Source organism: Microbacterium sp. ZW3a (assembly GCF_057167165.1).
Window position 1 is genome coordinate 2640424 of sequence record NZ_CM169903.1, and the last position, 22773, is coordinate 2663196.

General features: G+C 71.9%; 19 protein-coding genes. 7 read left to right on the top strand and 12 right to left on the bottom strand.

Annotation, left to right across the window (positions count from 1 at the left end; translation table 11 throughout):
* Positions 1-141 precede the first annotated feature (141 nt).
* Positions 142-1227: an alanine dehydrogenase gene (gene ald / locus ACU6WY_RS12445; RefSeq protein WP_483819953.1), complete on the bottom strand. Its 1086-nt coding sequence runs from the start codon at positions 1225-1227 to the stop codon at positions 142-144.
* Positions 1228-1377: 150 nt separating this feature from the next.
* On the opposite strand from ald, the gene ACU6WY_RS12450 reads away from it, so the two are divergent.
* Entirely contained in the window at positions 1378-1851 is a 474-nt protein-coding gene (locus ACU6WY_RS12450) for an Lrp/AsnC family transcriptional regulator (RefSeq protein WP_483819954.1), read from the top strand.
* Positions 1852-1901: 50 nt separating this feature from the next.
* Here ACU6WY_RS12450 and ACU6WY_RS12455 read toward each other — a convergent pair whose 3' ends face one another.
* The 3 genes from ACU6WY_RS12455 to ACU6WY_RS12465 form a co-directional block, all read right to left on the bottom strand.
* Positions 1902-2411, bottom strand: a complete 510-nt coding sequence (locus ACU6WY_RS12455) for a MarR family winged helix-turn-helix transcriptional regulator (RefSeq protein ID WP_483819955.1) — start codon at positions 2409-2411, stop codon at positions 1902-1904.
* Positions 2412-2580: 169 nt separating this feature from the next.
* Positions 2581-3693 carry a glycerate kinase gene (locus tag ACU6WY_RS12460; RefSeq protein ID WP_483819956.1) on the bottom strand — a complete coding sequence of 371 codons (1113 nt, stop codon included), beginning with the start codon at positions 3691-3693 and terminating at the stop codon, positions 2581-2583.
* A gap of 186 nt (positions 3694-3879) precedes the next feature.
* Positions 3880-4881 carry a LacI family DNA-binding transcriptional regulator gene (locus ACU6WY_RS12465; RefSeq protein ID WP_483819957.1) on the bottom strand — a complete coding sequence of 334 codons (1002 nt, stop codon included), beginning with the start codon at positions 4879-4881 and terminating at the stop codon, positions 3880-3882.
* Between the two features lie 170 nt (positions 4882-5051).
* On the opposite strand from ACU6WY_RS12465, the gene ACU6WY_RS12470 reads away from it, so the two are divergent.
* From ACU6WY_RS12470 to ACU6WY_RS12490, 5 genes are all read left to right on the top strand, one after another.
* On the top strand, positions 5052-6338 hold the full coding sequence (locus tag ACU6WY_RS12470) for an extracellular solute-binding protein (RefSeq protein WP_483819958.1): 1287 nt from the start codon (positions 5052-5054) through the stop codon (positions 6336-6338).
* A gap of 11 nt (positions 6339-6349) precedes the next feature.
* On the top strand, positions 6350-7372 hold the full coding sequence (locus ACU6WY_RS12475) for a carbohydrate ABC transporter permease (RefSeq protein WP_483819959.1): 1023 nt from the start codon (positions 6350-6352) through the stop codon (positions 7370-7372).
* On the top strand, positions 7369-8253 hold the full coding sequence (locus tag ACU6WY_RS12480; RefSeq protein WP_483819960.1) for a carbohydrate ABC transporter permease: 885 nt from the start codon (positions 7369-7371) through the stop codon (positions 8251-8253). The genes ACU6WY_RS12475 and ACU6WY_RS12480 overlap by 4 nt, the downstream gene beginning before the upstream one ends.
* A gap of 6 nt (positions 8254-8259) precedes the next feature.
* Positions 8260-10581, top strand: a complete 2322-nt coding sequence (locus ACU6WY_RS12485) for a beta-xylosidase/alpha-l-arabinosidase (RefSeq protein WP_483819961.1) — start codon at positions 8260-8262, stop codon at positions 10579-10581.
* Between the two features lie 127 nt (positions 10582-10708).
* The gene (locus ACU6WY_RS12490; protein ID WP_483819962.1) at positions 10709-12211 is read left to right on the top strand and encodes a deoxyguanosinetriphosphate triphosphohydrolase family protein; all 1503 of its coding nucleotides are present in this window, start codon (positions 10709-10711) and stop codon (positions 12209-12211) included.
* Positions 12212-12540: 329 nt separating this feature from the next.
* On the opposite strand, the gene araA is transcribed toward ACU6WY_RS12490, so the two are convergent.
* From araA to ACU6WY_RS12510, 4 genes are read right to left on the bottom strand one after another with little or no spacing between them, the layout of a single operon-like run.
* Positions 12541-14052 carry an L-arabinose isomerase gene (gene araA / locus ACU6WY_RS12495; RefSeq protein WP_483819963.1) on the bottom strand — a complete coding sequence of 504 codons (1512 nt, stop codon included), beginning with the start codon at positions 14050-14052 and terminating at the stop codon, positions 12541-12543.
* Between the two features lie 19 nt (positions 14053-14071).
* Positions 14072-15643 (bottom strand): xylulokinase, encoded by a 1572-nt coding sequence (locus tag ACU6WY_RS12500; protein WP_483819964.1) that lies wholly within the window; start codon positions 15641-15643, stop codon positions 14072-14074.
* The gene (locus ACU6WY_RS12505; RefSeq protein ID WP_292902340.1) at positions 15640-16359 is read right to left on the bottom strand and encodes an L-ribulose-5-phosphate 4-epimerase; all 720 of its coding nucleotides are present in this window, start codon (positions 16357-16359) and stop codon (positions 15640-15642) included. The genes ACU6WY_RS12500 and ACU6WY_RS12505 overlap by 4 nt, the downstream gene beginning before the upstream one ends.
* Before the next feature lie 16 nt (positions 16360-16375).
* Positions 16376-17410, bottom strand: coding sequence for a LacI family DNA-binding transcriptional regulator (locus ACU6WY_RS12510; protein ID WP_483819965.1), 1035 nt, complete (start codon positions 17408-17410; stop codon positions 16376-16378).
* A gap of 65 nt (positions 17411-17475) precedes the next feature.
* On the opposite strand from ACU6WY_RS12510, the gene ACU6WY_RS12515 reads away from it, so the two are divergent.
* Positions 17476-18225: a hypothetical protein gene (locus ACU6WY_RS12515; protein WP_483819966.1), complete on the top strand. Its 750-nt coding sequence runs from the start codon at positions 17476-17478 to the stop codon at positions 18223-18225.
* A gap of 23 nt (positions 18226-18248) precedes the next feature.
* Here ACU6WY_RS12515 and xylB read toward each other — a convergent pair whose 3' ends face one another.
* From xylB to ACU6WY_RS12535, 4 genes are all read right to left on the bottom strand, one after another.
* Entirely contained in the window at positions 18249-19640 is a 1392-nt protein-coding gene (gene xylB, locus ACU6WY_RS12520) for a xylulokinase (RefSeq protein ID WP_483819967.1), read from the bottom strand.
* 217 nt (positions 19641-19857) lie between these two features.
* Positions 19858-21045, bottom strand: coding sequence for a xylose isomerase (gene xylA / locus ACU6WY_RS12525; protein WP_483819968.1), 1188 nt, complete (start codon positions 21043-21045; stop codon positions 19858-19860).
* A gap of 101 nt (positions 21046-21146) precedes the next feature.
* Positions 21147-22043 (bottom strand): PGAP1-like alpha/beta domain-containing protein, encoded by an 897-nt coding sequence (locus ACU6WY_RS12530; RefSeq protein WP_483819969.1) that lies wholly within the window; start codon positions 22041-22043, stop codon positions 21147-21149.
* Between the two features lie 100 nt (positions 22044-22143).
* A complete protein-coding gene (locus tag ACU6WY_RS12535; RefSeq protein ID WP_483819970.1) occupies positions 22144-22629 on the bottom strand; it encodes a glutathione peroxidase in 486 nt (161 codons plus the stop codon).
* Positions 22630-22773: the final 144 nt, after the last annotated feature.

Here is a 22773-nt window from a genome sequence, read left to right on the forward strand (position 1 = left end):
CGGGTCGAACGCACAGGAACGGGACGTCCGGAACGTATGCCGTCGTGCGGAACGTGTGCCCTCGCCCCGGCGGCGCGCGGCGCGCGGCGCGGCGCGCGGCGCGGCGCTGGCGCGACGGGCACCGGGGTGCGGCATCCGGGGTCAGAGGTCGAACGCCGCGCGCACGCCCTCGTTCACCACGACGCCCGCGCGCACGTTCAGGCCCTTCGCAAGAGCTGGGTCGGCGGATGCCGCGGCCTCCCAGCCCGCGTCGGCGATCCGCGTGATGTAGGGCAGCGTGGCGTTGGAGAGCGCGCGCGTGGAGGTGTGCGGCACCGCTCCCGGCATGTTCGCGACGCAGTAGTAGAGCGAGTCGTGGACGCGGAACGTCGGGGCGTCGTGCGTGGTGGGGCGTGAGCCCTCAAAGCATCCACCCTGATCGATCGCGATGTCGACGAGCACCGAGCCCGGCTTCATCGCGGCGACCATGTCGTCGGTGACGAGCTTGGGTGCGGCTGCGCCCGGGATGAGCACCGACCCGATGACGAGATCGGCGTCGGCGAGTTGCTCGGCGATCTCGAGTCGGGTCGACGCGCGCGTCTGGATCGCGCCGCCGAAGCGTTCTTCGAGCCGGCGGAGCTTGGGCAGGGAAATGTCGACGACGGTGACGTTCGCACCGAGCCCGAGGGCGTTGGCCGCGGCATGCTCGCCGGCGACGCCGCCGCCGATCACGACGACCTTCGCCTTCGGCGTCCCCGGGACGCCGCCCGGCAGCAGGCCGCGTCCGCCCGCGGCGCGCAGCAGGTGGTGCGCCCCCTCGATGATCGACAGGCGTCCGGCGACTTCGCTCATGGGCGCCAGCAGCGGCAGCGCGCGGTCGGCCGTCTGCACGGTCTCGTACGCCACTGCCGTGGTGCCCGCGGCCATGAGCGCGTGGGTGAGCGGCCGGTCGGCGGCGAGGTGCAGGTAGGTGAAGAGCGTCAGGTCGGCCCGCAGGTGCGCGTACTCGGGCGGGATGGGCTCCTTGACCTTCACGAGAAGTTCGGCCCGGGCCCACGTCTCGTCGGCGGTCGCGACGATCTCGGCGCCGGCGGTGCGGTATTGGGCGTCGGAGAAGCCGCTGCCCTCGCCGGCGCCGGCCTGCACCAGCACCTCGTGACCGCGGTGCACCAGAGCATCCACGCCCGCGGGCGTCATCGCGACGCGGTTCTCGTTGTTCTTGATCTCGGTGGGCACGGCGACGCGCATGGGACTCTCCTCGGTGGTCGTGGCAGGAAGAATCGCAGGAAACCGTGTTTCGGTGTCGTAAATCCGCAGATCCTTCGGTTCTCTCCTCCAGCACGGCAGTATCGTCGTGGCAGGACGCCCTCCTCCGACCGGCGAACCGAAGGATCTGCAATGGCCGACGACGACCTTCACCCGCTCGACGCGCGCATCATCGAGATGCTCTCCTCCGACGCGCGCATGACCAACGCCGCGCTCGCGGCCGCCCTCGACGTCGCACCCTCGACCGCGCACGCGCGGGTGCGGGGCCTGATCGACCGCGGCATCCTGACCGGCTTCCACGCGGCCGTCGATCAGAGCCGGCTCGGACGCGGGCTGCAGGCCATCGTGGGAGTGACCCTGCGCGCCGGACAGCGCCAAGAGAGCATCCGTGCGTTCGCGCAGGAGGTGCGCCGCCACCCCGATGTCATCCAGCTGTTCTTCCTCGGCGGGGCCGACGACTTCCTGGTGCACATCGCCGTCGACGACTCCTCGGCGGTGCGCCGCTTCGTCGTCGATCAGCTCTCGGGCCGGCACAGCGTGGCATCCACGCGCACCAGCATCATCTTCGAGTACCACCGCAACGCCCTGGCAGCCGACTTCGACTGAGCCTCGCCGGGGGTCAGCTTCGCGTCACGAGCGACGTGCGACCGGGGCGATCACGCCTCGTGGGTCTCGCCGGCGGCGAGCACCCGCAGGACGCGGGCGAGAAGCGCCTGGTCGGCGCGGTTGACGTCGCGCAGGGCCTCGGCCTCGAGGCGGACGAGCTCGGTCATCGCGGCATCCACGCGCTCGACGCCCTCGGCCGTGATCGCCACGAGGATCGCCCGACCGTCGGACGGATTGGGCCGACGGTGCACGAGACCGCGCTCGGCGAGTTTGTCGAGGCGATTGGTCATGGCAGCGCTGCCGATCATGGTCGCCGAGATCAGGCGTGTGGCACTCAGCTCGGTGCCGGCGCGGCGGAGCACCGCGAGCACGTCGAACTCCCACACCGCGATGTCGGCGCTGGCGAAGGCGCGAGCGCGCAGCTTCGACAGATGGAAGGCGGCGCGGCGCAGGCGCGACATGACGTCGAGGGGGGTGAGGTCGACGTCGGGCAGCAACTGCGACCAGGCGTCGATGAGGAGGTCGACTTCGTCGTCTTTGTTGCTGGAGACGGTGGACACATCTCGACGGTACCGGAGCCGGGGCGTGATGCGGCGCGCTGCGGCGGCCGGTCGCCGCACGGACGGCGCGGTGGTCGGGGCGTGAGGGGGTTCCGGGGCGACGTCCGTGGCCCCGGGGCGCGGCCTATGCCGCGCTCAGCCGCCACGCCGCGCCCAGCCGACGCCGCGCTCAGCCGAGGCGGCGGGCCAGCGCCGCGCCCGCGAGGGTGAGCCAGCGCCCCGGCTCGACCAGGGGTGCGTCGGGCGACCCGGCGAGTTCGACCAGGGCGACCGCCGCGTCGAACCCCGAGAGGTCGGCATCCGGGGCGATGCGGCCCGCGACGAGTCCCACCGAACGCTCCGCCGCGCGAGCGAGCGCCGCCACGCGCGCCGGGGCCTTGCCCGTAGCCGAGCTGGCGTCGAATGAACCCTCCCCCGTCACCACGACGTCGGCGCCGGCCACGGCGGCCGAGAGACCGATGAGGTCCGCGACGCGCTCGGCGCCCGGGACCAGCTCGGCGCCCCACGCGCGCAGGGCAGCTCCCGTGCCGCCGGCCGCGCCCGAGCCCGGGTAGGCGACGTCGGTGTCGAGCAAGACGGCCGCCCGGACGAGCGCGGCGTCCGCGGCGGCGATGTCGTCCGACCCGATCCCCTTCTGCGGACCGAAGACGGCCGCCGCGCCGAAGGGGCCCGTCAGGGGGCTCCGTACGTCGGTCAGCACGAGCGCGCCGCCGGGTGGGAGGGCGCGCAGCCCCGAACGATCGAGGCGGACGGCGGTCGACATCCCCCGCAGGCCGGGCGCGATCTCGAGGTCGTCGGCATCCGTGATTCGCGCACCGAGAGCGCCGAGCACACCGAACCCCGCGTCGGTCGAGGCGCTCGACCCGATCGCGAGCACGAGCCGCGACACGCCGTGGTCGAGCGCCGCGGCGATCGCCTGCCCGAACCCCCGGGTGTCGGCGTCGAGCGGGCGCAGCGCGCCATCGAGCAGCTCGATGCCCGAGGTCGAGGCCAACTCCACGACCCCCGTGCCGCGCGGAGCGTCCCCCGTCGCGGGGAGGAGGACCCAGGATGCCGCGACCTCGCGGCCGTGCGGACCCGTGACGCGCACCGGCATCCGGCGCGCCCCCGGCACGGCGACGAGGAAGGCGTCGAGGGTTCCCTCGCCGCCGTCGGCCATCGGGAGCTCGACGATGCGGTCGTCGCCCCGGACGCTCCGCCACCCCGCGGCGAGCGACGCGGCGGCATCGGCCGCGGAGATCGAGCCCTTGAACCCATCGGGGGCGAGAAGCACAACGGTCACGCCGCGACCTTAGCCCCTCGGCATCCGGAGCACGCCGCTGGTGGAGCGCCGGCCGAACTCCTGAGGAACCGCACGTCGAACAGTTCCGACACCGGGCTCCCCGCCGCCACGGCCGAGAACTCAGGAGTTCGGTCCGGCCGCACGGCGCGCCGCCCCGCCGCGGCCCCATCAGCGGGACGGCGGGGCTCAGCGCGCGGGCGGGGGCGCGGTCGTCGCGCGGACGACGAGGCGCGTCGGGAGTTGCACGTGCGTCTCGGGCAGTGTCTCTCCCGCCATGAGCGCCAGCACGATCCGCACCGCTTCGGCCCCCAGGCGCTTCATCGGCTGGCGAACGGTAGTCAGGCCCGGCTGGGCGCGCGCCGCCTCGGGCACGTCGTCGAACCCCACGACCGAGAGGTCGTCGGGCACTCGCAACCCGCGCTCGCCGGCCACCTCGATGATCGACAGGGCGGAGAGGTCGTTCGCGGCGAACACGGCGGTCGGCCGATCGGGCAGTCCGAGCATGGCGTGGGCGGTCTCGCGCGCAACGTCCTGCTCGTAGCGTCCCACCCCCACCAGCGCCGGATCGAACGGGATGCCAGCCGCCGCGAGTCCCGCACGGTAGCCGGAGGCACGCGCCACCGCGGACCGCAGATCGGGGCGCCCGGCGATGAAACCGATGCGGCGATGGCCGAGCTGGGCGAGGTAGTGCACGGCCTGCTGCGCCCCGGTGTAGCTGTCGGATTCGACGGTGGGCAGGTCGGCGCGTCCCGTGTGCGGGTCGACCGCGACGATCGGCACCTCGCTGACGACGTTCACCACCGTGGGGGTCACGATGATCGCCGCATCGATGAGGGTGCCGCTGAGGCGGCTCAGCGACCGCCGCTCCCAGCCCTCGCCGTCGCGACGCGAGCCGCTATAGGCGAGCAGGTCGTAGCCCGTACCGGAGAGCGCGCCCCCGACGCCCTTGAGGATCTCCGCCGAGAACGGCTCGATATCGGCCACGAGCACGCCCACCACGCCGGTGCGGCGCGAGCGCATGCTGCTGGCGACCAGACTGGACTCGTAGCCGAGGGCTTCGACGGCGTCGAGCACGCGGGCGACCGTCTCGGGCGCGACGCCGTAACGGCCGTTGACCGCCTTGGACACGGTCGCCACCGAGACGCCGGCCGCAGTGGCGACATCGTGGATGGTGGCGCGTCTGTTCACGGGTTGAGATTAGCGTGGAAATCATTTTCGAAAACGTTTGACGATGGTCGCCACCCGGGCGACACTTCTGAAACCCCGGGCCGCACACCCGGTGTGAAAGAACGGCATCGCAGCCGAAACCGGAGCATCCCGCGAGGGACGCACCTCGACGAAGAGAAACGGGAAATCACATGAACAAGAGGAAGATCCTCGCCGCGTCGGCTATCGCCGTCGCCGGCACCCTCGCCCTCGGCGGTTGCGCCGGCGGTGGCGGCGGTCAGAACGCCGACGGCAGCGTCACCCTGACGTTCTGGCACAACTCCACCACGGGCGACGGCAAGCAGTACTGGGAAGACACCGCCGCGGCCTTCGAAGAGGCCAACCCCGGGGTCACCATCGAGATCCAGGCCCTGCAGAACGAGGAGATGGACGGCAAGCTCCAGACCGCTCTGAACTCGGGCGACGCGCCGGACATCTTCATGGCGCGCGGTGGCGGCAAGCTCGCCGACATCGTCGAGGCCGGTCAGGCCATGGACCTCACCGACAAGATCTCCGCGGACGTCAAGGACGCCCTCGGCGGATCCCTCGGCGCGTTCGAGGTCGACGGCAAGAACTACGGCATGCCCGTCGCCGTGCTCCCCTCGGGCATCTTCACGTCGCAGGACCTGCTCACCGCCGCCGGCGTGACCGAAGCACCGGCGACGATCTCCGACCTCGAGGCCGCCGACGAGAAGATCAAGGCCACCGGAGTGGCCCCGATCGCCGTGGGCGCCAAGGACGCCTGGCCCGCCGCGCACTGGTACTACAACTTCGCCCTCCGCGCCTGCGCCGAGGACGTGCTCGCCGACGCCGCCGAGAGCCGCAGCTTCGACGACGCGTGCTGGCTGGAAGCCGGCGAGAACCTGCAGTCCTTCCTCGCCACGGAGCCGTTCAACGAGGGCTTCCTCACCACCGCCGCCCAGCAGGGCGCCGGTTCGTCGGCGGGTCTGCTCGCCAACCGCCAGGCCGCCATGGAGCTCATGGGCGCCTGGAACCCGGGCGTCATCGCGTCGCTGACCCCCGACGAGCAGCCGCTGCCCGACCTCGGCTGGTTCCCGTTCCCCGAGGTTCCCGGTGGTAACGGCGAGCCCGGCGCCATCATGGGTGGCGTCGACGGGTACGCGTGCTGGGTCAACGCGCCCGCGGAGTGCACCGACTTCCTGAACTTCATGGTGACCCAGGAGAACCAGGAGCGGTACGCCGAGGCGTTCCAGACGATCCCCGCCTCCAGCGAGGCGACCAGCGCCGTCACCACGCCCGCGCTGCAGTCCGCGCTGACCGCCTACACCGAGGCGCCCTACGTCGTGGTGTGGCTCGACACGCTCTACGGCCAGAACGTCGGCAACGCTCTGAACGTCGCCGTGGTCGACCTGTTCGCCGGTAAGGGCAGCCCGCAGGGCATCGTCGACGCCGTCAACGCCGCCGCATCGCGCTCCTGAGGAGGCTCCCCATGACCACCGTGCGTCATCCCGTCGCCACCGCGTCGGACGACGTCGCCGGTCGCCGCCTGGCCGAGGAGGGTGCCACCCGCACCCCCTCGGCCGGGCCGGCCTCCGCCCGGCGCCGCCGCGAGAACTGGCGCATCCGCGGCGAGCTCGCGATCCTCCTGGGCCCGGCCCTGGTGGTTTTCGTCTCGTTCGTCATCCTGCCGGTGGCCCTGGCCGCCTTCTACGGCTTCTACAGCTGGTCCGGATTCGGTGCCCCCACCGACTTCGTCGGCTTCCGCAACTACCTCACGATCCTCACCGACCCCGCCTTCCACGAGGCGCTCGGTCACAACGTCTTCATCGTCATCGGCTCGCTCGTCCTGCAGGGGCCGCTCGCCCTCGGGCTCGCGCTGCTGCTGAACCGGAAGATGCGTGCGCAGTCGCTCATCCGCGTGCTGATCTTCGTGCCCTACGTCATCTCCGAGGTCGTCGTCGGCCTCGGCTGGGGCCTCATGCTGCAGTCCGGCGGAGCGCTCAACGGCGCCCTGGAGAAGATCGGTCTCGGCTCGCTCCAGGCTGACTGGATCTCCGACCCCGCGCTGGCGATCTGGACCCTGCTGATCATCATCACGTGGAAGTACATCGGCTTCGCCGTCATCCTCTTCCTCGCCGGCCTCCAGGGAATCCCCGAGGAGCTGTCGGAGGCCGCCGCCATCGACGGCGCGTCGTTCTGGCAGATCCAGCGCCACATCGTGCTGCCCCTCATGGGCCCGACGATCCGCATCTGGGCGTTCCTCTCGATCATCGGCTCCCTGCAGCTGTTCGACCTCGTCTGGATCATCTGGGGTCAGTACGTCGCCTCGACGGCGGGAACCTCCACCATGGCCACCTACATGGTCGCCAACGGCCGCAACGCCGGCAGCTTCGGCTACGGCAGCGCCGTGGCCGTGGTGATGTTCCTCATCTCCCTCGCCGTCGCCCTCATCTATCAGCGGTTCGTGCTCCGTCGCGACACGGCCGGCGCCCTCACGGGAGGCACCAAGTGACCGCCACCGCCACCCTCGTCGCGCCGAAGGCGCCGCGCTCGAGCCACCGCCCCTCCGGCGGCAAGAACCGTTCCAGTTCGGTGATCGTGGGCTTCGTCGCCCTGCTGCTGATCGGACTGATGCTCGCCCCCGTGGTGTACATCATCCTCGGCGGCTTCCGATCGAACGCCGAGATCACGGTCGACCCCTCGGGCTTCCCCACCCAGTGGAACTGGCAGAACTACGCCGACGTGCTCGTCAGCGGCGTCTTCTGGGGACAGGTCGGAAACTCGGCCATCGCCGCGATCGCGACGACCGTGTTCGTCGTGGCCCTCGGGCTCATGGCGGCGTACGCGCTGTCGCGCTACCGCTTCCGCGGACGCGGAGCACTCTACGCGCTCTTCACCGCCGGACTCATGTTCCCGATGACCGTCGCGATCACGCCGCTGTACATCCTCGTGCGCAACATCGGACTGACGAACTCCCTCGCGGGCGTCATCATTCCCCAGATCGCTTTCGCGCTGCCGTTGACGATCATCATCCTGTCGCCGTTCCTCGCGGCCATCCCCAAGGAGCTGCAGGAGGCCGCCTCGATCGACGGGCTCGGACGTCTCGGGTTCTTCTGGCGCATGGTGCTGCCGCTGGCCGTTCCCGCGGTCGTCACCGTCGGCATCCTGGCCTTCGTCAACAGCTGGAACTCCTACATGCTCCCGCTGTTCATCCTGAACAACGAAGCCTCGTACACGCTGCCGCTGGGCACGCAGGCGTTCGCCTCGCAGTACTCCGTCGACACCGCGCGAGTGCTCGCATTCACCTCGCTCTCGATGATTCCCGCTCTGCTGTTCTTCAGCGTCTTCGAGCGTCGGATCGTCGGTGGCCTCACCGGCGCTGTGAAGGGCTGATCCCCCATGACCATTCAGAACACCGACATCGGCGCGGCGCTGACCCCCGGCGTCTCGGCTCGCGTGCAGGCGCTCGTGGCCGAGATGACCCTCGACGAGAAGCTCGCTCAGCTGGTGGGCTACTGGGTCGACCAGGGCGATGAGGTCGTGGCGCCGATGTCCGGTGAGAAGGTCACCTCGACCGATTACGCGGATGCCACGGTGCACGGCCTCGGCCACCTCACCCGCGTCTACGGCACCCGGCCGGTCGACCCGATCGAACGTGCCGAGTGGCTGTGGAGCGAGCAGCGTCGGCTAAAGAGCGAGACGCGTCTGGGCATCCCCGCCCTCGTCCACGAGGAGTGCCTCACCGGCTTCGCCGCGTGGAAGGCGGCGACCTTCCCCACCCCGCTCGCGTGGGGCGCGTCGTTCGATCCCGAGGCCGTCGAGCTCATGGCATCCGCGATCGGTCGCTCGATGCGGGAGGTCGGGGTCCACCAGGGCCTCGCCCCCGTGCTCGACGTCATCCGCGACGCCCGCTGGGGCCGCGTCGACGAGTGCATCGCCGAGGATCCGTACGTGGTGGGGACGATCGGGACCGCGTACGTGCGGGGCCTGCAGTCCGCGGGCGTGCACGCGACCCTGAAGCACTTCGTGGGGTACTCCGCCTCACGCGCGGGCCGCAACCACGCCCCCGTGCACGCCGGTCCGCGCGAGCTGCAGGACGTGTTCCTGCCGCCGTTCGAGATGGCGGTGCGCGACGGTGGTGTGCGCTCGGTCATGAACTCCTACTCCGAGATCGACGGCGTGCCCGTCGCCTCCTCCCCCGAGTTGCTCACCGATCTCCTGCGCCGGCGCTGGGGCTTCGACGGCACGGTCGTCTCCGACTACTTCGCCGTGGAGTTCCTCCGCTCGATGCACGGGATCGCAGGGTCTCTCGGCGAGGCCGCGCAGCTCGCGCTCGAGGCCGGGATCGACGTCGAGCTCCCCGGGCCCGACGCCTACCCGCACCTCGCCGAGCGGGTGGCATCCGGAGCGCTGCCCGAGTCGGTCATCGACCGCGCCGTCTCCCGCGTGCTCGCCGAGAAGGAGGACCTCGGTCTTCTGGATGCCGACTTCGACGACGTCCCGACCTCGGTCGACCTCGACGACGCCGAGCACCGCGCCCTGGCCCGCCGCATCGCCGAGGAGTCGGTCGTGCTGCTGCGCAACGACGGTGCGCTGCCGCTGACCGCACCCGGCCGGATCGCCGTGATCGGACCGAACGCCGACAGCGCCGAGGGCCTCATGGGCTGCTACTCGTTCGCCAACCACGTGCTCGCGCACCACCCCGGCACGCCCATGGGCTTCGAGATCCCGACCGTGCGGGAGGCGCTCTCCGCGCGCTTCGGCGAGGTCACCTTCGCCGAGGGCTGCGCGGTCGAGGGCGACGACGCGTCGGGCATCGCCGCCGCCGTCGAGGTCGCGCGCGAAGCCGACGTCGCGATCGTCGTGGTCGGCGACCGCGCGGGCCTGTTCGGCCGCGGCACGGTCGGCGAGGGCAACGACGCCGATTCGCTCGAGCTGCCGGGGCTCCAGCGGCGCCTGGTCGAGGAGGTCGCGGCCACCGGGACCCCCGTGATCATGGTGCTGCTCACCGGTCGCCCCTACGCCCTGGGCTGGGCGCTCGACGGCGAGAACGGTCCGGCAGCCGTGCTGCAGGCGTTCTTCCCGGGCGAGGAGGGCGCTCCCGCGCTGGCCGCCGTGCTGTCGGGGGATGCCACCCCCTCGGGCCGCCTGCCGGTCTCGCTCCCCCGCTCCGCCGGTGCGCAGCCGTACTCGTACCTGCACCCGATCCTCGGCGGCCCCTCGGGCGTGACGAGCACCGACCCGACCCCCGTGCGTCCCTTCGGCTTCGGGCTGTCGTACACCACGTTCCGCCGCGAGGCGCTCGCGGTCGACGGGGCCGTGGCATCCGGTTCTGCCGCCGAGGTGCGAGCCGGGGATGCGTTCTCGGTGTCGACCCGCGTGACCAACACCGGTTCGGTGCGCGGCGCCGACGTGGTGCAGGTGTACGCGCACCGCACCACCGCGAGCGTGACGCGCCCCGTCGCGCAGCTCGTGGCCTACGCCCGCGTCGAGCTCGAGCCCGGCGAGAGCGCCGACGTGCGGTTCACCGTGCCGGCCTCTCGCCTGGCGTACACCGACCGCGCGCTGCGTCGCGTCGTCGAGCCGGGCACGGTCGAGCTGCGCGTCGGCCCGTCGTGCGCCGAGACCGACGAGGCGGTGCCGCTCGTCATCACCGGCCCGACGTACGAGTTGACCCCCGACGACGCCCGCGTCGTCGAGGTGGACGTGCGTCGCGCCTGACCCCTCCCCTCCCCTCCCCTCCCCGTTGAGTGTCCAAGACACGCCGTTGGCGGCTTCGCCGTCGCGGCGTGTCTTGGACACTCGCGTATGGCGGGGGGACCCCGGGGCGACGCGTTAGCGTGGACGGATGATGCTCTCTGACGAGCCCACGTTCGCGACGGCGTCCCGCGTGTACCCCGAGCGCGACGAGACCCGCGCCGACGAGTGGTCGATCGACCTCGAACGCATCCAGTTCTCGCCGTATTTCTCGCGGCTGTCGGCCGTGACGCAGGTGGTGTCGCCCTCGATCTCGGGCGCTCCCGTGCACAACCGCCTCACGCACACCCTCAAGGTCAGCGCCATCGCCCGGGTGGTGGCCCTCACCCTCAACACCCGGTCGCGGGAAGCCGGCGGCGGCGACGTCTGCAACCTCACGGTTGTCGAGGCCGCCGCGTATGCTCACGACCTCGGGCACCCGCCCTTCGGGCACCTCGGCGAGTCGACCCTCGACCGCCTGGCGCGCACCGAACTGGGCCTCGCCGACGGGTTCGAGGGCAACGCCCAGACCTATCGCATCCTCACCGCGCTCGACGTGATCGAGAACGCCCCGCGCGGACTCAACCTCACCGCCGCCGTCCGCGCCGCCTCGGCCAAGTACCCCTGGTCGCCGGCGGTATCCGCGGCCGAGATCGAGCGGATCGGCCCGCCCCGCGGCATCCGTCGTTCTCCCGACGGCGCGTACCGCGTGCACAAGTACTCCGCGTACGACATCGACCTCGCCGACCTCGACGCCGCGCGTGCGGGCGTGGATGCCGAGCCCCTGCGCCAGAGCATCGAGGGCGCCGTGATGGACCTGGCCGACGACATCGCGTACTCGGTGCACGACGTCGACGACTTCTACCGCGCGGGGATCCTCGACCACGCCCCGATCGCGGCGGAGTTCCGCGGCTGGCTCGACGACGCGCGGGAGTGGCGGACGCGCGACGACACCGAGGTGCGCGCCGAGCTCCTCCCGGGCGCAGCTCTCGAGCGCCTCCGCCGCAAGATGCGCCGCGACGACCCGTGGATCGCCGACGACGACGCGTTCCACGCCGCGGTGAGCGACGTGGATGCCGAGATGGTCACCGACCTGCTCGCCCGGCCGTTCGACGGCTCGCTGACGGCGGAGCGGCGGCTCGCCGCGTTCACCGACCGGTGGATCCGGCGGTTCCAGGAGTCCGCACGGCTGCGGCCCCTCGACACCCCGCGGTCGGGCCCGGTCGCCCTCTCGCCGTCGGCCTGGCACCACGTCGAGGTGCTGAAGTTCGTGCACAAGCGCTTCGTGCTGAGCCGCCCCGACCTGGCGATCCAGCAGCGCGGCATGAGCCGCATCCTCGCCCGGTCGGTGCGGGCCCTCGGCGAGTGGCTCGAGGACGACCTCGATCGCGCACGCACCCCGCGGCGCCTGCGCGAGCTCATCGCCCTCGCCCGCGAGCAGTACGCCCAGCTCCCGGCCGAGCGTCGCCCCTCGGATGCCGAGGCCGAGACGCTCGCGCGCTCCCGCGGAATCGTCGACTACGTGGCATCCCTCACCGACGCCCAGGCGTTCACGCTGTCGGAGGCGATCTCGGGCCGCGCCGACCGCCTGTGGTCGCTGGGCCAGCGGCTGTAGCGCGTACGGGGCGCCCATGTCCGGGTACCCGGTCCATGTCCCAGTACCCGATCTATGTCCCACTTATTGACACCTGACGCGGGCTCAGACAGCACCTTCCGGGACATGCACCGCCAGAAGTGGGACAAGGGTCACCGACCCCCGGACGCAGGAGTGGCCCGGACGCAGAAGTGCCCCGGACCCGCGGCAGCCCACCACCGACGCGGGTCCGGGGCACGATTCGTGCACCGGGGCGCACGATGGCCGCCCCGGTGCACGGAACGCGCCCCGAACGAGACGCGCACGTGCCGCACCGCCCCGGGGCACGAAGCAACCCGGGGCGGCGGGGATCAGATGCCCTGGGCCAGGCGGTAGTACGCCTGGTTCCAGCGCAGCTCGCTCTGGAAGCCGCGGACCGTGGTGTCCTCGTCGATGACGACGAGCTCGGTCTTGGCCATTTCGGCGAAGTCGCGGAACACCTCGATGCCCACGGCTGTGGTCATCACGGTGTGGTGCGCGGCGCCCGCGGCGAGCCAGCACGCGGCCGACGTCGCGAAGTCGGGGGCCGGCTTCCACACCGCGCGACCCACGGGGAGCTTCGGCAGGTCGGGCGCCTCGACGTTCTCGACGACGTTCGCGGTGAGGCGGAAGCGATCGCGCATGTCGCTCAGCGCAACGACGAGCGCGGCGCCGGGGTCGGCGGTGAAGACCAGGCGCACCGGGTCGTCCTTGCCGCCGATGCCGAGCTCGTGAATCTCCAGGCGCGGCTTGGCCGTGGTGAGCGAGGGCGAGACCTCGAGCATGTGCGCGCCGAGGATGCGCTCGTTGCCGGGGACGAGGTCGTAGGTGTAGTCCTCCATGAGCGACGCGCCACCGGGAAGACCCGCACCCATGACGTTCGCCACGCGCACGAGGATCGCCGTCTTCCAGTCGCCCTCCGCGCCGAAGCCGTAGCCCTCGGCCATGAGGCGCTGGACCGCGAGGCCCGGCAGCTGCTTCAGGGCACCGAGGTCTTCGAACGAGGTGGTGAAGGCACCGAAGCCGCCCTCCTCGAGGAACGAGCGCAGGCCGACCTCGATCGCGGCGCCGTCGCGCAGCGACTGGTGACGTGCGCCGCCGGGGAGCAGTTCCTCGGCGACGTCGTAGCTGTCGACGTACTCCTGCACGAGCGCATCGATCTCGGCATCCGTGGCCTTCTCGACGGCCTCGACGAGCTCGTTGACGCCCCACGTGTTGACCTGCACGCCGAAGCGCAGCTCGGCCTCGGTCTTGTCACCCTCGGTGACGGCGACGAAGCGCATGTTGTCGCCGAAGCGGGCGAGCTTGAGGGTACGGGCGGCGGTCCAGCCGGCGGCGGCACGCTCCCAGTCCTCGATCTGCTGGCGCACGGTGGGGTTGGACACGTGACCGACGACGGTCTTGCGGGCCACGCCCAGGCGCGTCTGGATGTACCCGAACTCGCGGTCGCCGTGGGCGGCCTGGTTGAGGTTCATGAAGTCGAAGTCGATGTCGTTCCACGGCAGTTCGACGTTGGCCTGCGTGTGCAGGTGCAGCAGCGGCTTCTGCAGGGCGTCGAGACCCGCGATCCACATCTTGGCGGGGCTGAAGGTGTGCATCCATGCGATGACGCCGATGACGTCGTCGCGGCCGTTGATCTCGAGGGCCATGCGGCGGATGCTGTCGGAGTCCTTCAGCACGGGCTTCCAGACGACCTTCACGGGGAGGCCGGTGAGGCCCTCCACGACGCCCTGCGACTGCTCGGCGACCTGCTGCAGGGTCTCTTCGCCATAGAGGTTCTGGCTACCGGTGACGAACCAGACCTCGTAGCCGTCGAGGTCGTTCTTCAAAGGGGTGCGGGACATTTTTCGTTCCTTCGGGTGTTCAGAGGGATGCCACGGCGGCCGCCTCGACGGCGAGGCCGGTGCGGTAGCGGTCGAGGTAGGACGAGAAGCCGGCGACGTCGACCGGGTCGGGGTCGGCGGTGACGATCGGCGCGTCGGCGAAGACCGCCTCGCGCAGGTACGTGTCGAGGTCGCGACCGGCGCCGTCGGCGACGTAGGCCGCGAGCACCGCGATGCCCCACGCCCCGCCCTCCGACGCGGTCTCGGCCACGGCGACCGGGGCGTCGAGCGCGGCGGCGAGGAAGCGCTGGGCGACGCCGGCGGTGCGGAACATGCCACCGTGGGCGTACATCTTGTCGAGCTGCACCCCCTCGGCGTGCAGCACGGCCATGCCGAGCGCGAGCGTGCCGAACACGCCGTACAGCTGCGCGCGCATGAAGTTCGGCAGCGTCAGGCGGCTGTCGGGGGTGCGCACCACGAGCGGGCGCCCCTCCTCCAGCCCCGCGATGGGCTCGCCGGCGAGGTGGTTGTAGGCCAGGAGCCCGCCCGCGTCGGCCTCACCCGACAGGGCTGCGTCGAACAGCGCCGAGTACGTGGCATCCGGGCTGACGGGCGTGCCCGCCGCGGCGGCGAAAGCCGTGAACATGTTCGCCCACGCCGCCAGTTCGCTCGCGCCGTTGTTGCAGTGCACCATCGCCACCGCGTCGCCGGACGGGGTCGTGACGAGATCGAGCTCGTGGTGCACCTCGGCCAGGGGCCGCTCCAGCACGACCATCGCGAAGATGCTCGTGCCGGCGCTGACGTTGCCGGTGCGGGGGGCCACGGCGCAGGTCGCGACCATGCCGGTTCCGGCGTCGCCCTCGGGTGGGCAGAACGGGATGCCGGGCTGCAGCGCTCCACTCGGGTCGAGCAGCAGGGCGCCCGCGGGGGTCAGCCGACCGGCGGCCGCGCCCGCGACGAGGGAGGTGGGCAGCAGCTCGCGGAGCGCCGGGACACGACCGGCGCTGAGGGCGTCGTAGCGCGCGACGAGCTCGGCGTCGTAGTCGCGGGTGGCGGAGTCGATCGGGAACATGCCCGAGGCGTCCCCCACGCCGAGGACCTTCGCGCCCGTGAGCTTCCAGTGCACGTACCCGGCGAGGGTCGTGAGGAAGCGGATCTCGGGGACGTGCGGCTCGGCGTCGACGACGGCCTGGTGCAGGTGCGCGATCGACCACCGCAGCGGGATGTTCACGCCGAGCAGCTCGGTGAGCTCGGCCGCCGCGACACCGGTGTTCGTGTTGCGCCACGTGCGGAAGGGAGCCAGCAGCTCTCCCTCGGCGTCGAAGGCGAGGTAGCCGTGCATCATCGCCGACACGCCCATCGCGGCGTACCGCTCGGGAGTCACGCCGAAGCGCTGCTGCACGTCGGCGAGGAGATCGGCGTAGGCGGCCTGGAGGCCCGACCACACGGCATCCAGCGAGTACGTCCACAGCTTGTCGGCGTAGACGTTCTCCCACTCGTGGGAGCCGACGGCGAGCACCTCGGCGTCGGGGCCGATGAGGCAGGCCTTGATGCGGGTCGAGCCGAGCTCGATGCCGAGCGAGGCCCGGCCTTCGGTGATGTGCGCGTTCATCGGCGGTCGTCCGTGCTCTGTCCGTAGACGTTCTGGTAGCGGTTGTAGAGGGCGTCGATCTTGTCCTGCGGGATCGGGATCAGCGGACCGGCCTCGCGCGCGATGTGCACGGTGCGGGCGACGTCTTCGAGCATGACGGCGGCCTTCACGGCATCCTTGGCGTTCGTGCCGATCGTGAAGGGGCCGTGGTTCTGCATGATGACGCCGCGCGAGCGGTGGCCACGGAGCGTCTCGACGATGCCGCGACCGATGGAGTCGTCGCCGATGATCGCGAACGGGCCGACGGGGATGGGACCGCCGAACTCGTCGGCCATCGCCGTGATGACGCAGGGGATCTCTTCGCCCCGGGCCGCCCACGCAACGCCGTACGTGGAGTGCGTGTGCACGACGCCGCCGACCTCGGGCATGTTCCGGTAGACGTAGGCGTGCGCGGCGGTGTCGCTCGAGGGGCTGCGCTCGCTGCCGGGCGTACCGGGGATCGCGTTCCCGTCGAGGTCGCACAGGATCATGTTCTCGGGCGCGAGGTCGTCGTACGAGACGCCCGAGGGCTTGATGACGAACAGGTCTGCGCCGGGGACGCGTCCCGAGACGTTGCCGCCCGTCCAGACGATGAGGTTGTAGCGCACGAGCTCGGCGTGGAGCTTTGCGACATCGGCGCGGACGGCGTCGATGGCCTCCTGCACCTCGGGGGTGAACGTCGGGGCGGCGTCGGACACGCGGGTCTCCTTCGACTCAGTCGGGCGGTGGCGGGCTCAGGCCCACGGGTGATGTTACCGGTAACATCCGACGCGCGCGAGGGGCGGATGTGCCGGCGGTCGACGCGCGCACGACCAGCACGGGATCCGCGGGTGGCACCGGGGCCTCGCCCAGCACCGAGGCCACCGCATCCTCAGCCTCGCCCTCGACGTCGAGGCGGACCGTGGTGAGCGCGGGCGTGTAGAAGGCGGCATCCGGGTTGTCGTCGAAGCCGGCGACCGACACGTCCACGGGGACCGACAGGCCCCGCGCGGCCAACCCCGAGACGAGCCCGAGCGCCATCTGGTCGTTGGCGACCGCGACGGCTCCGACGCCCTCGCGCACGGCCTGCGCCACGGCGTCGGCGAGCGCCGCGCCCGAGGCCGCGCTCCAGTCCCCCGCCCCGCGCCAGGCGATCTCGACGCCGCGCTCCCGGGCCGCCGACGCCACCCCCGCGGAACGGGCGCGGGCCTCCCGCCAGTCCGCGGGACCGGCGACCTCGGCGATGCGTCGGTGCCCGAGATCGGCGAGGTGCCCGACGATGAGGGCGACGGCGGCGCGCTGCTGATCGCCCGACTCGCCGTACAGCGGCACGATCGGGACGTCGTATCCGCTCAGGGGCGTCTGCGCGTGGGAGGCGACGAGCACGATGCCGTCGACGCCCTGGGCCAGCAGGTGCCGCACGGCCGCGTCGATGTCGGACGGGTCGTCCGACGCGCTGTAGGCCGTCGTGATCCAGCGGCCGCGAGCGCGGGCCGCGCGCTCGAGCGCCGCGATCCCCGCCGACGGCCCGTGTAAAGCGGCATCGGATGCCACGACCCCCACCGTCCGCGTGCGGCTGGTGCCGAGCGCGCGGGCGGCGTTGTTCACCCGGTAATCCAGGGCGGCGACGGCCTCGAGCACGCGTTCGCGGGTGGCATCTCGGATGCCGGGATAGTCGTTGAGCACCCGCGAAACGGTCTGGGTCGACACCCCGGCGCGGGCGGCGACCTCGCGCACGCCGGCGCGTTTGGGTCCGCCGTCGCCGCTCATGGTCCTTCACAGTAGCGGCGCGCACCCCCCTCTGCGGCGCGGGGTCGACGGGGTGCGATGGGCGCATGACCGTGTCGGATGCCATCCCGCCCCTCGCCGATGCCCCCGTCGCGCGGTCGATCGGCGGGCTGCTGAGCGGTGCCTTCGCCCTCGGCCAGCGGCTGCGGCATCCACGTCCCATCCACAGCCGGAGCGTCGTGCTGAGCGGTGCCGTGACCTGGATTCCGTGCGCCCGCCGGTCCGGCATCTCCTGGATCGACTCTGCACCGACCGGGCCCGTACCGGTGGTGGCACGACTCTCCCGATCGCTCGGGCTCCCCGCGCCGCTCCCGGACATCATCGGGCTCGCTCTGCGCGTGGATGCCGACGGCCGAGCGGGCGACATCGAATTCGCCTCGACGGGATGGGGACTGCCGGCACGCTTCGCGCTCGTGCCGCACCGGCGGGCCGAGCGCGCGCGCTTCGGGATCGTCCTGCCCTATCGCGGTCCGCGCGGCCCCGTGCTGCTCGGCGCGCGAACGCGCGCGGGACGACCGCCCGCGACCGACCCGGCGGAGGTGGTCGGCGACCTCCCCACGGAACCCTGGACACTCACGCTCGCGCACGCGACGCCCCTGGGGGCGTGGCATCCGTTCGCCCTGCTCGATCTCCGTCTCGACCCCGATCAGGACGACCGGGGGCTGCGCTTCGACACCGTGCGCCACCCGATCCGGGGCACCCGCGCGTACACGTGGGTGCGGGCGGCGCGGCAGCCGTCGTACGTGCGCGTGCAGGGCGCCGACGAACCGATCCGGATGCCGCCGCCCCGCGGGTGACGGAGCGCGCCGGCGTCGGCGCCTCAGTCCTGCGCGCGCGCCGCGGCGACCGCGTCGTACCGCGCGCGGATCTCGGGACGGTGGTCGGGCGCGACCTCGCGGGTCGTGGCGATCTGCCAGTCGACGGGTCCGCCGGCGAGAACGCCCGCGGCCTGGCGCGCGGCGCCGAGCGCGACGTACTCGCCCGCGGCGGGAACGACGATCCCGGTGTCGAACACCTGCGCGGCGATGCGCGCGACAGCCTCGTTCGCCGCTGCCCCGCCGATGAGCAACACGCGCCGCGCCACGACGCCCTGGGCCTGGATGGCCTCGAGCCCCACGGCTAGGCCGCACAGCATGCCCTCGATCGCCGCGCGGGCGAAGTTCGGACGGGTCGTGGATGCCAGGGTCAGGCCGCTCAGCGACGCCTGAGCGTCGGGCAGGTTGGGCGTGCGCTCCCCCTCGAACCACGGCACCAGGACGATGCCGCCGGCGCCCGGTTCGGCCTCCAGGGCCAGCGCGCCGAGCTCGTCGTGCGAGACCCCGAGGAGCTTCGCGAACGCGTCGAGCACGCGGGCGGCGTTGAGGGTCGCCACGAGCGGGAGGAAGCGGCCGGTGGCGTCCGCGAAACCGGCGACCGTGCCGGTGGTGTCCCGGGTCGGGTCGTCGGCGACGGCGAACACCGTGCCCGAGGTGCCGAGCGAAACGACGACGTCGCCGGGCCCCGCCCCCAGGCCGAGCGCGGCGCCGGCGTTGTCGCCCGCGCCGGGGGCGACGAGCGCGCCGCCGGGGAGCGTGCCCACGCTCTCCCACGGGCCGAGCACGCGCGGCAGCACCGCGTCGTGGCCGAGGGCACGCACGAACAGGTCACGGTCGTACCCCTCGGCGCCCCAGTACGCCGTGCCCGAGGCGTCGGAGCGGTCGGTCACGAGTTCGTCGAGGCGGGCGTTGCCCGGGCCGAAGCCGCGCAGGCGCCAGGTCAGCCAGTCGTGCGGCAGGGCGACGGCCGCGACGCGCGCGGCGTTATCGGGCTCGGCGTCGCGCAACCAGCGCAGCTTGGTGCCGGTGAACGAGGCGACGGGCACCGAGCCCGTGCGTCCGGCAAAGGCCTCGGCGCCGACCTCGGCGATGAGCTCGCGCGCCGCCGGGGCCGACCGGGTGTCGTTCCACAGCAGCGCGTCACGGATCACACGACCCTCGGTGTCGAGCACGACCATGCCGTGCTGCTGGCCCGCGATCGAGACCGCGGAGACATCGTCGAGGCCGCCGGCCTGGGCGATGGCATCCTGTAGCGCGATCCACCACGCTTCGGGGTCGACGGCGGTGCCGGCGGGATGCGTGGCGCGGCCCTCGCGCACCACGAGCCCGGTCTCGGCGTCGACCACGACGACCTTGCACGACTGCGTCGACGAATCGACTCCCATGACGAGCGCCATGCTCACTCCTTCGTTCTCGTCGCGACCACTCCGGCGCGACGCCTGGTCCGTTCAGTGTCCAGGACACGCCGTTTCCCGGTGGACGGGTGCGGCGTGTCCTGGACACTCAGCGGCTGACGGGGCTGACGGGCTGACGCGGTCCCGGATGCCATGGCATCCGGAACCGCGGGAGAAGCGGGACCGGACGCCCCCCACGGGCATCCGGTCCCGCTCCGGTTCAGCGCGCGCCGAGCAGGTGCTCGGTGGCGAGCTGCTGCAGGCGGACGAAGCCGAAGCCCTTGCCGCCGAGGTACGCGTCGGTGTCGAAGTCCTCGTAGGCCGAGCGGTCGGCGATCAGGTCGTCGTAGGTCTCGCCCTCGTTGAGCGTCGGCTGCGCGAGCTCGAGCACCTTCGCCGCCTCGAGCGCCTCCTGCACCTCGGGGTCGGCGCGGAAGGCCGCGGCGCGCTCCTTCAGCAGCAGGTAGGTGTTCATGTTGGCCGACACCGAGTCCCAGACACCGGTCTCGTCCTCGGTGCGCGAGGGCTTGTAGTCGAAGTGACGCGGGCCGTCGTAGGCCGGGACGCCGCCGGGGCCACCGTTCTCGAGCAGGTCGACGAGCGCGAAGGCGTTGTGCAGGTCGCCGTGACCGAAGACGAGGTCCTGGTCGTACTTGATGCCGCGCTGACCGTTGAGGTCGATGTGGAAGAGCTTGTCATGGTACAGCGCCTGAGCGATGCCAGCGGCGAAGTTCAGGCCGGCCATTTGCTCGTGTCCGACCTCGGGGTTCAGGCCCACGAGCTCGGGACGCTCGAGCGAGTCGATGAACGCGATCGCGTGACCGAGCGTGGGGAGCAGGATGTCGCCGCGGGGCTCGTTGGGCTTGGGCTCGATGGCGAACCGAATGTCGTAGCCCTTGTCGGTGACGTAGTCGCCGAGGAGGTTGACGGCCTCGCGGTAGCGCTCGAGCGCCTGGCGGATGTCCTTCGCGGAGTCGTACTCGGCGCCCTCACGGCCGCCCCACATGACGAACGTCTTCGCGCCGAGCTCGGCGGCGAGGTCGACGTTGCGCAGGACCTTGCGCAGCGCGAAGCGGCGCACGTCGCGATCGTTGGAGGTGAAGCCGCCGTCCTTGAACACGGGGGCCGAGAAGAGGTTCGTGGTCACCATCGGCGTGATGATGCCGGTGGCCTCCATCGCGCCCTTCAGGCGGTCGATCTGCGTCTGACGCTCGGCGTCGGTGGAACCGAACGCGAACAGGTCGTCGTCGTGGAACGTCAGTCCGTAGGCGCCGAGCTCGGCGAGCTTCTCGACGACGTGCACGACGTCGAGGGGCTTGCGGGTGGGGCCGCCGAACGGGTCGGTGCCGTTGTAGCCGACGGTCCAGAGACCGAACGAGAACTTGTCGTCACGAGTGGGGGTGGGCATTCCTGCTCCTTCGCATGGACGCGCACGGTCGAACGCCGAGGCACGGGGTTTGTTGGTGTTCACAACATATACCCCGGATGCCGCCGCGTCCAGGGGGCTCTTCAGATCGAGAGTGCCGTATCGATGACGGCGAAAACCTCGGGGTCCCACGTGAGCGCGCGCTCCCAGGGCAAACCGAAGCCCTCGGCGAAGAAGATGCTGTGGACGTGGTCGGGGAACGAGTGCCGCGCCACGTCGGGGAGCACCGAGGCGGGCACCCCGTCGGCCCGGCCGCTGGTGAGCGAGACCAGGCCGTCGTGGGGCCAGAGCTGGCGCGGCTCGTCGGCGGCGGCGAAGTACCCCGCCCCGATCGCGGTGACCGGGATGCCGTCGAGCACCCCCGCCTGCGCGTCGTTCCAGCCGCGGAGGTACCGGCGCGACACCTCGGCGGCGGCGCCCTGCGAGTTCGCGGCGGCGTAGGGGCGGGCCTCGGCGAAGATCTTCAGGGTCGCGGGGTCGTCATGGGCGTCGGCCTCGGTGATCTCGCCGTCGAGGAAGTCCCCCAGCACCGACCCGTCCCACGGGCTGCCGAGGGTCACGAGCCGCTCCACGCGCGGACCGTCGGTACCGAGCTCGCGGATCGCGGCGCGCGAGAAGAGTCCCCCCATCGAGTGGCCGACGAGCGCGACTGTCTCGAGCGACTGCTCGGCCGCGATCCGGCGCAGGAACGCGGCGAGCGCGACCCCGGCGTCGTCGACGTCGCCGACGGCGTTGATGGTGACCTCGGCCGGCAGCACGACCGGCACGTCGGAGAAGCCCTGCCACCCGGCATCCTCGTGCACCTCCCCCGCACCGATGCGGGCCGGAGCGGTGAAGACCCGGATGCCGCGGTCAAGGAGGTGGGCGCGAAGGGCGGTCATCGTGTTGCCCGCCGCCAGTCCCGTTGCCGCGGCCCGCTCGGGGTCGGTGAAGGGGGTGACGGCGGCACCGCCGGAGACGAGGACGACGGCATCGGTCATGCGCTCAGGCTACCGAGCCGCGCATGTCCGTTCAGTGTTCAAGCCACGCCGTACGCCCTGCGGTCGATGCGGCGTGTCTTGGACACTCGATCCACGCGCGTCAGTGCGGCAGGGCGTCTTCGATCGCGGCGACGACCTCGGGGGCGTCGGGGTGCGTGCGCGGGCTGAAGCGCACGACGCGGCCGTCGGGGGCGACGACGAACTTCTCGAAGTTCCACGAGATGCGGCCCGTCTTGCCCTCGGCATCCGGGGTCTGCGTCAGCTCCTGGTACAGCGGGTGCGCGTGACGGCCGTTGATCTTGACCTTCTCCGACATCGGGAATGTCACCCCCCACGTCGCCGAGCAGTACTCGGCGATCTTGTCTTCGTCGCTGAGCTCCTGCAGGAACTGGTTGCTGGGGAAGCCGATCACGGTGAACCCGCGGTCGGCGTACTTCTTGTGGAGCGCCTCGAGCGCCTCGTACTGCGGGGCGAGCCCGCAGCGCGACGCGACGTTGACCACGAGCGCCGCCTTCCCCTCGGTCAGGGCGCCGAAGGTGGTCTGCTCGCCGCGGATGGTCGTGATCGGGATGCCGGAGAGGTCCATGTTCCGATCCTGGCACCGCCCGCCCCGGCCAGGGCCCGTTCCGATAAACGCGGCCGGCGCGGGCACACGCGTCGCCGTCGCGTTTCCCGGCGCGGCAGGCGTTTATCGCCCCAGGGTGGGACGACGGCACCGGGGCGCGGCACC

Excerpts from the sequence above, each read along its gene's own strand:
- ald (WP_483819953.1), bottom strand. The coding sequence starts at position 1,227 with ATGCGCGTCGCCGTGCCCACCGAGATCAAGAACAACGAGAACCGCGTC.
- ACU6WY_RS12450 (WP_483819954.1), top strand. The coding sequence starts at position 1,378 with ATGGCCGACGACGACCTTCACCCGCTCGACGCGCGCATCATCGAGATG.
- ACU6WY_RS12470 (WP_483819958.1), top strand. The coding sequence starts at position 5,052 with ATGAACAAGAGGAAGATCCTCGCCGCGTCGGCTATCGCCGTCGCCGGC.
- ACU6WY_RS12475 (WP_483819959.1), top strand. The coding sequence starts at position 6,350 with ATGACCACCGTGCGTCATCCCGTCGCCACCGCGTCGGACGACGTCGCC.
- ACU6WY_RS12485 (WP_483819961.1), top strand. The coding sequence starts at position 8,260 with ATGACCATTCAGAACACCGACATCGGCGCGGCGCTGACCCCCGGCGTC.
- ACU6WY_RS12490 (WP_483819962.1), top strand. The coding sequence starts at position 10,709 with ATGATGCTCTCTGACGAGCCCACGTTCGCGACGGCGTCCCGCGTGTAC.
- araA (WP_483819963.1), bottom strand. The coding sequence starts at position 14,052 with ATGTCCCGCACCCCTTTGAAGAACGACCTCGACGGCTACGAGGTCTGG.
- ACU6WY_RS12500 (WP_483819964.1), bottom strand. The coding sequence starts at position 15,643 with ATGAACGCGCACATCACCGAAGGCCGGGCCTCGCTCGGCATCGAGCTC.
- ACU6WY_RS12510 (WP_483819965.1), bottom strand. The coding sequence starts at position 17,410 with ATGAGCGGCGACGGCGGACCCAAACGCGCCGGCGTGCGCGAGGTCGCC.
- ACU6WY_RS12515 (WP_483819966.1), top strand. The coding sequence starts at position 17,476 with ATGACCGTGTCGGATGCCATCCCGCCCCTCGCCGATGCCCCCGTCGCG.
- xylB (WP_483819967.1), bottom strand. The coding sequence starts at position 19,640 with ATGGCGCTCGTCATGGGAGTCGATTCGTCGACGCAGTCGTGCAAGGTC.
- xylA (WP_483819968.1), bottom strand. The coding sequence starts at position 21,045 with ATGCCCACCCCCACTCGTGACGACAAGTTCTCGTTCGGTCTCTGGACC.
- ACU6WY_RS12530 (WP_483819969.1), bottom strand. The coding sequence starts at position 22,043 with ATGACCGATGCCGTCGTCCTCGTCTCCGGCGGTGCCGCCGTCACCCCC.
- ACU6WY_RS12535 (WP_483819970.1), bottom strand. The coding sequence starts at position 22,629 with ATGGACCTCTCCGGCATCCCGATCACGACCATCCGCGGCGAGCAGACC.